Source organism: Flavobacterium sp. (assembly GCF_043779715.1).
Lineage (GTDB): Bacteria > Bacteroidota > Bacteroidia > Flavobacteriales > Flavobacteriaceae > Flavobacterium.
This window is the reverse complement of sequence record NZ_JAYWDT010000112.1, coordinates 1-8,113: the sequence shown is the minus strand read 5'-3', so window position 1 is coordinate 8,113 and position 8,113 is coordinate 1. Positions and strand designations below refer to the sequence as shown.

Genomic DNA, 8,113 nt, shown 5'->3' with positions numbered 1-8,113 from the left:
ATCTCAATGCGGTGCTCTGCGGAATTTTCCGACATCATACAACACATATTACAAATAGTAAATTTCATTTTTTGTTTCTAATTTTATTTTGCAAATGTAGTTTTATTTTCTAAACAAACAAATATTTTAGATTATTTTTCTAAATTTTATATTCTAAATATATTTTAATAGATTATTTTACGAAAAACATTCTGTTTTACAATACATAAGATTTTACATTAACCTTTAAAATAAATTTATTTTAATCAAAAAAAAAGTTAAGATTAATTTGCAATTCGATTTCCTTTCATACATTTGCAAACGAAAATCAAGAGGAAAAATTTGAACTGATTGCAACCTCGTTAAAAAAATGCTAAAGCAGAAATTCTTCTTTATCATTCCCTTGCAATCCCATTTTTTTCTTCACTAAATTAATTTTAAATAATTATATTATGGCATATTTATTTACGTCAGAGTCAGTAAGTGAAGGACACCCAGACAAAGTTGCAGATCAAATTAGTGATGCATTAATAGATAATTTTTTGGCTTTTGATGCTGAATCGAAAGTAGCTTGCGAAACGTTAGTGACTACTGGACAAGTAATTCTTGCTGGCGAAGTAAAATCGAATACTTATCTTGACGTGCAGCAAATTGCAAGAGAAGTGATTAGAAAAATTGGATACACGAAAAGCGAATATATGTTTGAAGCGAATTCTTGTGGAATTCTTTCGGCAATACACGAGCAATCAGCAGATATAAACCAAGGTGTAGATAGAGCTAGCAAAGAAGAGCAAGGCGCTGGAGACCAAGGAATGATGTTTGGTTATGCAACTAACGAAACTGAAAACTATATGCCATTGGCATTAGATTTATCTCATGCTTTGTTGATTGAATTGGCTAACTTAAGAAGAGAAAATAACGAAATTAAATACCTTCGTCCAGATGCAAAATCTCAGGTAACTTTAGAATATTCTGACGATAACAAACCACAAAGAATTGATGCTATTGTAATTTCCACACAACATGATGATTTTGATGAGGAAGCTACTATGTTAGCAAAAATTAAAACTGATTTAGTTGGCATTTTAATCCCTAGAATTAAAGCAAAATATCCGCAATATGCGCATTTATTTAATGACCAAATCACGTACCACATAAACCCAACTGGAAAATTCGTAATTGGAGGACCACACGGAGATACTGGACTTACGGGAAGAAAAATCATTGTTGACACTTACGGCGGAAAAGGAGCTCACGGTGGTGGTGCATTTTCCGGAAAAGATCCAAGTAAAGTAGATAGAAGTGCTGCTTATGCAACACGTCATATTGCTAAAAACCTGGTTGCTGCAGGAATATGCGACGAAATTTTAGTTCAGGTGTCTTATGCTATTGGTGTAGCTAAACCAACATCGATAAACGTGGTTACTTACGGAACTAGCAAAGTAAATTTGACTGACGGAGAAATTAGCAAAAAAGTAGAAGATATTTTTGACATGCGACCTTACTTTATCGAGCAACGTTTGAAATTAAGAAACCCAATATATAGCGAAACTGCAGCTTACGGCCACATGGGAAGAACTCCCGAAACTGTAACTAAAACATTTTCGGCTCCTGGTGGATTAACAAAAACTGTAGAAGTTGAGTTGTTTACTTGGGAAAAATTAGATTTTGTAGATACTGTAAAAAGTGCTTTTGGATTGTAAAAAAATAAAACATACCGATAAAAACCGACACTTAGTCGGTTTTTTTATGCCTTATAATGATGGTCTCGTTTTTTAAAAATATTTTTACCCCTAATTAAAATAAACATTTAAAAACATGAAAAAATTAATTTTAGGTTTAACAGTAATTACTGCTTTATTTGCACAAAACGCAAACGCACAAGAAAGCATGACTTCTACAGGAAGTAAAGGTCTTTATTTTAAAACTAATGTGGGGTATAATTTTGCAGCAAGCAATTCCCAACTAAGTTATTATGAAACTCCTCTAGCTATTGCTCCTACTCCTTTTTGGAATGTGACTGAAACCAGTGGTGATGACCGAATTGAAGTGGTAGATGTAAACTTAGGCAAAGGATTAAATTTTGGCGCAACAATTGGTTATATGTTTAACGATCGTTTTGGTGCTGAACTAGAAGTTGATTACTTAATGGGAAGCAAAACAGAAGCAAAACAAACTGAATTAAGTGGAGATTATGCAACACAGTCACTTCATTCAAGAATGCTTCAAATTAAACCAACATTTGTATTATCAGGAGGCTATGCAACAATTAATCCTTATGCAAAATTTGGTGCTATCATTGGTTCTGGAAAAATTATCGAAGAATACAATAGTGTTAATGGAAGTGATATATACAACGCGGAAGTAGAAGCAAAAGGTGGAATTGCATTTGGTTTTCATGCTGGATTAGGTATGAGTTTTGGCCTTACTCCTAAATTATCATTATTTGGTGAGCTTAACATGAACAATCTAAGTTATGCTCCAAAAGATGGTAAAATGACAAAATATATTCACAATGGAGTTGACGAATTAGCAACTTTAGATATCAATGAGAGAGAATATGAGTACACTGAAAACCCAACTTTGAGTTCTTCAGATCCAAACCAACCATTGAAAGCACCGAAAACATCATACAATTATAACACTTTAGGTATCAACATTGGGTTGAAATACAGTTTGTAAATTTCATTTGAGATTAAAAAAAAGCCTGACTAAAATAGTCAGGCTTTTTTGTTTTTTAGCCCCCGACAGAAGCGGCATCCTTTTTCTCGCTTCTTTAGCGAGGAAAAGATATAGCGTATGGCGGGAAATAGCTACAAATCATACTTCAAACTGAATATTAAATATCTTGGTTGCACTGTATATTGTGAGGTTCTCGTAGAAAATTGCGAGAAACTATCATCGTTTAACGAAGTTGTATTAAGCAAATTTGTTCCCGAGATTTTATATTCTATTTTACTTCCTTTTTTCTGATAAATTAGACTTGCAGTTAAGAAATCATATTCGTTTTTGACTGTTTTTGTGTTGTTTGTATAATTATAAAACTCATATTCTGACACAAAAGAAAAAGCATCTAAAAAGTAGTAATCTATTTTCACAGAAGGCGTTTTGGTGTAAAATTTTGCGTTCTGATAATCATTTATCAAATAATTATAACCTATTTCTACATTAGGTAAATTCTTGTAATTTGTTGATGCTTTGATAGTATAATTTTGCGTCAAACTTTCGTTGGTTTGTGTCAAATTATTTTGAATATTATTGAATTTAGACCAACTCCCAGCCAAAGTTAGCGATGCCTTATAATTTCGTAAGAATGAACGTCCGTAATTTGCGGCTCCACTTATAGATTCGTCGGCAAAATTAGAATTAATAGCCGTACTTACTTGGTTTATTCCTAAAAAGGTCGATGCGTTTTTTACTGGATTTACTTTTTTAGAATAAGAAATATTAGCAAATATATTTTCGAAATTAAACATATTGTATTTGAAAAATCTCAAGGAATGGGTATGAGATAATGCGTTTTCTAAATCTCTATTTCCTTTGAATAATGAGTTGTAGTTAGAGAATACATTTCCTACAGCGAACTTATTTACATCAGTAAAATCTGTAGTTATGCCATAATTATAGGTTAGCGTTTCCGATTTTTTTATTTGATACAGAGCATATACATCGGGCAAAATTCTATAAAAATTACTTTTCCTATTTGTACCCAATTGCGCATCGTTTGTATAGTAGTTGTGAACTGAAAATCCTGGATTGAACGTGAATTTCCCTGTTAGAAATTTGTAATGCAAGCCCAAAAACACATCGTTGAAACTGTATTTCACATCATTTATATTTTCAACAGAATTTATATTGTTTGTTGTTCCGTTATCTAAAATCTGAAAAATATTTGAATTGAATGATTGATAAGAATAAGTATTCCCTAAAGTCACATTGATGTTGCTTTTTGGTGTAAGCATATAGTAATAATCTAATTTTGAATCGGTTTTATTTGTTTTTATTAAACGATTTTGATTAATATTATTTCTTGCTTCATTTAAAACATAATCGCTAAAATTGAAGGGTTGGTTTTCTAAATTGGCATTATAAAACGGATTTTCGTTTTGGTACAAATTTTGAATTTCTAACGCAAAAACATTCTTGTCATTCTTAGTATAATAAGCATTGAAATTTTGATTTAACGAGAATGGATTTTGTTTTTTATTAGTAATTATGTTTTGATTATCGATAAAAATTGAATTTGGTCCAAAAACATCTTGGTCCGAATTGTTGTTTTCATCTTGTTTGGATTGTTTTGCCAAAACATCATAATCTATTTGCAATTTTGCGTTTGGTTTATAGGTTCCGCTTAGTTTATACAACCCCAAATTACTTTTTTGACGAGTAATTTCATCTCTGTTTTCTGCACTTTTTGTGGTTCCGTCCGTATTTAGATAATTGGTTTGGTTTTTTGTTTCCAAATCAGTTTCGGTAGCAGAAAGAATTGCAAATCCTGAAACACTTAAAGTTTTTATTGGGTTATAAGAGAAATTTGTCGCTCCAAATTTCGTTTCAATTTCCTTTGCTCGATTGTTTCTAAGTAACGAAATCCCTAAATCATTTGATGAAACATTAAAGTTTGTTCCTCCTTTTTTCATCATATTTTTGAAACCGCCTGTAAACTTAAAATAATCTTGAACTGTAAAGGGTAATTCGCCAATATTATTGAAATTTCCTAAAACATTTACACTATATTGTGGGCTATAATAGAATAATTTCGGGTTTACTTCGTATCTACTTTCGGTGTGACCAACTCCTATTCCTGCTGTCATATCACCAAACCAGAAATTCTTTTTTCCTGATTTTAGTTTGATATTCATAGCCACATTATCTTCGTTATTTTCAAGACCTTTTAGCGCACCAACTTCATTATAATTTCTTAAAACTTGTACTTTATCTATTGCATCGGCTGGAATGTTTTTGACTCCTAATTTTGTATCTCCGTCAAAAAAGTCTTTGCCTTCTACCATGAGCTTCGATACTTTTTTACCTTCTACTTCTACTTCTCCATCTTTATTTACAGTGACTCCGGGTAATTTCCTGAGGACATCTTCTAGTTTGCGTTCGGTTCCAGTTTTAAAAGAATCGGCATTATAAATGATAGTATCACCTTTTATAGAAACTGGCATTTGCCTTACAATTTCGACTCCGGCTAATTCCGTCGCATCAGCATTTAAAGTGATTGTTTGCGAAATATCTTCGGCTTTTGTAGCAATAACAAGATTTTTTGTTTTTAAACCCAGATAAGAAAACTTTACATTATAAGTAGCATTTGCTTTTAGTGAAAGCTGAAACTTCCCTTTATCATTGGTTATCGAATAGGAATCGACTGCTTTTGTAACTTGATTTACTGCCATGACATTTGCCATTTCGAGTGGCGCATTTGTCGTGTCTTTTACGATTCCTTGAAAAGTGATACTTTGAGAAAATGTGATTGATGTCATGAATAAAAGTAACAACAAAAACATTTTTTTGAGTTTTAGATTTACCATATAAGGCATTTAAGAAATATTTATAATATGTCAAAAGTCATAAAGTCAAAAGTCATAAAGCCTTTGCGTGTATTGACTTTTCACTTTTAAACTTTATGATTTTTAATTTTGCAGAATTACCTTCCCATTCTGATTTGCATACCACCATTTCCACCACGGCTTTGACCTTGATTCATTTCTTTTAGTTCTTCCATTTTTTTAGCTACGATTTCGTCATATTCTTTTTGGGTCACTACTTTTCCGTTTGTTGGTGCTTTTATTTCTTTCTTGTCCTTCACATTCATTGCGATTTTAGAACACAACAAAGTAGTTTTTCCTGCGCTTACTTCGAGAATTAAACCTGGTAAACCAAAATAATTTTCTGGACCATTGCTTACTGGAATTTCTGGTGTATACCAAGCTATCACTTCAATTTCCTTAGGGATTTCGCCATCAGACGCCATTAAAGTCGTTGATTTTGGTTTTTCGGTTGTTTGCTTCGCCTGTTCGCTAACGCTCGAGTCTTTTTTATCTTTATTTTCTTCTTGTTTTTTCATTCTGAAATTTCTAAAATCAGACTGACTTGCTTTCTGTTTTGCAGTGGCTTTAAAACACATATAACCGCCAATTTCTTTAGTTTCTTGGCTCATTTTCCAAGCTAATTTGGGTAAAGTATCTTGAATTAGAAACTCTTTTCCCATAATTTCTCTATCAATAGTAAAAGTTTTTTCTTTGATGTTTTTATACTGCGTTCCGCCTCCGCCCATAAACGAAGACATCATTCTCATACCTCCACCGCTTTGTGTTCCCGGTGCATCTAGTTTTTCTTCTTCTTTATAAATAGAGGTGTTTTTGTCAAAATTAAGTACAAATGTCTTTTCGAACATGCTTTTCATTCTTTCTTCAAACATTTTTTGCATTTCAGGCGTAATGTCTTTGTTACCTTCCATTCTAGATTTAAAATCGGCGGTACTGGTTTTAGATTCATATACTGCCATGCCCTGAAAATCTTGTGCAAATGAGGTGAAACTTATAATTACTAGTGCTAGTGTTGTGATTATTTTGTTCATTTTTTGATTCTATTTAATGTTTGTTCTGCAAATATGGCGAATGAAATTGTGTTTTGTTACCAATGATTTGTTAAATAAATCGTAATTTGCATCAATGAAAAAGTTTGTACTTCTTATCGTTTTGCTTGTTTCGTCATTGACGTATTGCCAATATACAAATCCTGTGGCTTCACAAATGGGCTCGGAGTTTATTGAAGCTGATGAATATGTTGGAGAAGATGCTTTTGGTTATAAATATTATATAAAAAATTCGGTTTTATTTAAAATTAAAAAAACGGAAAATTTTCAATATAAAAATATTGCTTTAGGCAAAATTTCGAGAGTTGACATTCAGAATTCATTAAAAATTATTTTGTTTTACGAAAACTTCAATAGCGTCATAATTCTTGACAACCAACTGAATGAGATAGAAAAAATTAGTTTTTCTGAAAACTCAAAGAACATTATAGCAAGTGCGGTAGGGATTTCTTCTCACAACAGTCTTTGGGTTTTCAATTCAATAAGTCAGCAAATAGGATTGTATGATTATTCGAAAAAAGAGTACAAAAACATAACCGTTCCAATTTCTGGAGTTATCAAATATTATCAAACAAATTTTAATAATTTCTATTGGATTGACGAAAGAAATTATTGTTATTCCTGTGATATTTTCGGAAAAATAGTAGCTTTAGGAAAAGTGCCTGATTTCGATTCAGTACAATTGACCTCAAACCTAAGCATTATCTTTAAGAAAAATGATTTGCTGTATTATTACGCTCTAAATGGCGACAAAAAAACATTAATCAATTTAGAACAAAAAAGCTACACTAGTTTTTATTATAAAGAACAAAATTTATCTATTTTTACATCCGAAGGAATTACAAATTATAAAATTAATTTACCATAATGCATATAGCAATCGCAGGGAATATAGGTGCCGGAAAAACAACACTAACCAAACTTTTGGCTAAACATTTTAAATGGGAACCGCATTTTGAAGATGTCGTAGACAATCCTTATTTAGATGATTTTTATCATCAGATGGAGCGCTGGTCGTTTAACCTTCAAATTTATTTTCTAAATAGTCGTTTTCGTCAAGTATTACAAATTCGCGAAAGCGGTAAAAAAATAATACAGGACAGAACCATTTATGAGGATGCTCATATTTTTGCACCTAATCTTCATGCAATGGGATTAATGACTAATCGTGATTTTCAGAATTATTCTTCGCTTTTCGAACTGATGGAAGGTTTGGTTGGTCCGCCAGATTTGTTAATTTATTTACGTAGTTCGATACCTAATTTAGTAGGGCAAATACACAAACGTGGTCGTGAGTACGAAAACTCTATTTCGATAGATTATTTGAGTCGCCTGAACGAACGTTACGAAGCTTGGGCAACTAGTTATACCAAAGGAAAATTATTAATTATTGATGTTGACAATGTAGATTTTGTAAACAATCCCGAAGATTTAGGTATGATTCTAAATAGAATTGATGCTGAGCTAAATGGTTTGTTTTAAAAAAAATTACTAATAGATATAAAAAATGCCTCACAAAATTTGTGAGGCATT

General features: G+C 31.8%; 6 protein-coding genes. 4 read left to right on the top strand and 2 right to left on the bottom strand.

Going from position 1 to position 8,113, the window contains the following annotated elements; translation table 11 throughout:
• The first annotated feature begins 431 nt into the window (after nucleotides 1-431).
• On the top strand, nucleotides 432-1,682 hold the full coding sequence (gene metK, locus ACH2BG_RS06000; RefSeq protein ID WP_395046811.1) for a methionine adenosyltransferase: 1,251 nt from the start codon (nucleotides 432-434) through the stop codon (nucleotides 1,680-1,682).
• Between the two features lie 115 nt (nucleotides 1,683-1,797).
• Nucleotides 1,798-2,661: an outer membrane beta-barrel protein gene (locus tag ACH2BG_RS05995; RefSeq protein WP_395046810.1), complete on the top strand. Its 864-nt coding sequence runs from the start codon at nucleotides 1,798-1,800 to the stop codon at nucleotides 2,659-2,661.
• Nucleotides 2,662-2,792: 131 nt separating this feature from the next.
• Here the strand turns inward: ACH2BG_RS05995 and ACH2BG_RS05990 are convergent, their stop codons facing one another.
• The gene (locus ACH2BG_RS05990; protein WP_395046809.1) at nucleotides 2,793-5,513 is read right to left on the bottom strand and encodes a carboxypeptidase regulatory-like domain-containing protein; all 2,721 of its coding nucleotides are present in this window, start codon (nucleotides 5,511-5,513) and stop codon (nucleotides 2,793-2,795) included.
• Nucleotides 5,514-5,629: 116 nt separating this feature from the next.
• Entirely contained in the window at nucleotides 5,630-6,562 is a 933-nt protein-coding gene (locus ACH2BG_RS05985) for a GLPGLI family protein (RefSeq protein ID WP_395046808.1), read from the bottom strand.
• A gap of 94 nt (nucleotides 6,563-6,656) precedes the next feature.
• On the opposite strand from ACH2BG_RS05985, the gene ACH2BG_RS05980 reads away from it, so the two are divergent.
• Nucleotides 6,657-7,448 carry a hypothetical protein gene (locus ACH2BG_RS05980; protein ID WP_395046807.1) on the top strand — a complete coding sequence of 264 codons (792 nt, stop codon included), beginning with the start codon at nucleotides 6,657-6,659 and terminating at the stop codon, nucleotides 7,446-7,448.
• Entirely contained in the window at nucleotides 7,448-8,062 is a 615-nt protein-coding gene (locus ACH2BG_RS05975) for a deoxynucleoside kinase (protein ID WP_395046806.1), read from the top strand. The genes ACH2BG_RS05980 and ACH2BG_RS05975 overlap by 1 nt, the downstream gene beginning before the upstream one ends.
• Nucleotides 8,063-8,113: the final 51 nt, after the last annotated feature.

Coding starts and splice junctions, on each gene's coding strand:
- ACH2BG_RS05990 (WP_395046809.1), bottom strand. CDS start 5,513: ATGGTAAATCTAAAACTCAAAAAAATGTTTTTGTTGTTACTTTTATTC.
- metK (WP_395046811.1), top strand. CDS start 432: ATGGCATATTTATTTACGTCAGAGTCAGTAAGTGAAGGACACCCAGAC.
- ACH2BG_RS05975 (WP_395046806.1), top strand. CDS start 7,448: ATGCATATAGCAATCGCAGGGAATATAGGTGCCGGAAAAACAACACTA.
- ACH2BG_RS05985 (WP_395046808.1), bottom strand. CDS start 6,562: ATGAACAAAATAATCACAACACTAGCACTAGTAATTATAAGTTTCACC.
- ACH2BG_RS05995 (WP_395046810.1), top strand. CDS start 1,798: ATGAAAAAATTAATTTTAGGTTTAACAGTAATTACTGCTTTATTTGCA.
- ACH2BG_RS05980 (WP_395046807.1), top strand. CDS start 6,657: ATGAAAAAGTTTGTACTTCTTATCGTTTTGCTTGTTTCGTCATTGACG.